Source organism: Paraburkholderia elongata (assembly GCF_013177735.1).
Taxonomy (GTDB): Bacteria; Pseudomonadota; Gammaproteobacteria; order Burkholderiales; family Burkholderiaceae; genus Paraburkholderia; species Paraburkholderia elongata.
Genome location: NZ_WOEZ01000170.1, coordinates 1 through 1,745, shown reverse-complemented (window position 1 = coordinate 1,745; position 1,745 = coordinate 1). Strand labels below are relative to the sequence as shown.

Genomic DNA, 1,745 nt, shown 5'->3' with positions numbered 1-1,745 from the left:
GTACGGAAGGCAACCGTGAGTGGAACTGGCAGCTGCGCGGCATGACTGACCGACAACTGCTCGCAGTCGCCGAGTACGCGCGTCGCATCGAGCTTTATGACCGGGCTGTGAGCACTGCCGACAGGACGCAGACGGAACATGATTTTTCGCTGCGCTACCTGGCGCCATTCCGCACGATTGTCGAGCGCGATACGCGGTCCACCGGGTTCGACGTCGGATGGGCGTATGGCCTCATTCGCCAGGAGTCGCGCTTCATTATCAATGCGCGCTCGGAGGTTGGCGCGGGCGGCCTGATGCAGGTGATGCCGAACACCGCTGAGATGGTCGCGAGGAAGATCGGGCTCGGTACGATCTCGCGGGCCAGGATGAACGACATCGACACGAACATCCTGCTTGGCACGTACTATCTATCGATGATTTACAACCAGCTTGACCGTTCTGCCGTGCTCGCGACCGCCGGCTACAACGCCGGCCCTGGGCGCCCGCGTAAGTGGCAGGCCAACCTGCCGCGACCGGTGGAAGGCGCGATTTTCGCGGAGACAATTCCGTTTAACGAAACCCGCGACTACGTCAAGAATGTATTGTCGAACACGGTTTACTACGCGGCGCTGTTTGATGGCCACCCGCAATCGCTGACGGAGCGGCTTGGCCAAATCGAGCCCCGATGATATCGTCCGCAACGCTGATCCGCGGATCGCTCGGGTGCAGTAAGTGCGGCTGCATACGCACCTTCTATGAATCGCTTCATCTCTGGATGACCTCTCAACACGGAACCATCTTCTGCGCCGTTTAGGTAGTCAGCCGGCGATTGCGTTCAAATGAAGGACTAAGCCCTAGGAGTCGCCATGTCTTTCGAGCAGTATTGCCAGATTGTGGAGGGCATCCGCGTACGACGAGTTCAGTCATCGAATCGGAGCCACGCCAACCAAAACTGACGAAGGATCCTTTGAAATCATGACCTGCATCCCGCCCTGAGCGGGCGGGGCTTCAATCACTGCGACACAGTGACGACGTACGTCGTGTCCACCATGAAACCAGTTCCCGGACCGCGTACAAAGCTACCACCAAATCTGATCGTGTGCTGACCGGGCGACAGCGGTTTGAGCATCACCCAGTACCCATCGCTGATCGACATGCCGGGTCCAGCGCCCGATCCAAGGATGTTATCTGCAGGAACCGTGAAATTGAAGAACGGCGACAGCGCACGGAAACCCTGTGCACCGTTCAGTACGTCGTTGCCGTCAACCGTTACGTGCAGGCTGGTTGGGCTGATGCCGTCTGCAGTAGTCGCGCTGCATTTGCGGCATGATGCTGCGTCCGTGCAGTGAAACGGCGGCAGGTCCTGGGTTGAACACTCAACGTTGATGAGCGGAAAAAGAATGGACGCTGTTGAGGGAATATGATTTGAGCACGTCAGGGTGACGGCTTTATGAGGTTGACCCGGTTGGACGGACAGATTTGCAGTTGGGTTTAATGTGTTGTTGATCCTCCATGACTTGTTGGATCTCGGGTTGTCCACGGCCGGGCGGCGGGTCGCCTTCTATGAGCGGAAAGTTGTCAAGGTTTTTAAGGGCTACTCATAAATTAATCGACGACGCTGACCAACCTTGCCCGGGGGTTGGTCTCCCGTGCGCAGAAGGACGAGGGCTGGGGTCAAGGGCAGGCGGGAGCCTGGCGGAGCGAACCCTTGACGCCGCGAGGGGGGACATGCTGGTGTAGGCTGGCGAGCGCAATGTCTGGCCGCT

The 1,745-nt window shown here is 58.6% G+C and carries 2 protein-coding genes; one reads left to right on the top strand and one right to left on the bottom strand.

From position 1 onward, the window contains the following. A partial coding sequence (locus GNZ13_RS28970) for a lytic transglycosylase domain-containing protein (protein WP_172170961.1) occupies positions 1-668 on the top strand: 668 nt, incomplete at its 5' end. 323 nt (positions 669-991) lie between these two features. Here the strand turns inward: GNZ13_RS28970 and GNZ13_RS28965 are convergent. Continuing rightward, positions 992-1,519, bottom strand: coding sequence for a hypothetical protein (locus GNZ13_RS28965; protein WP_172170959.1), 528 nt, complete (start codon positions 1,517-1,519; stop codon positions 992-994). Between the last annotated feature and the right edge of the window lie 226 nt (positions 1,520-1,745).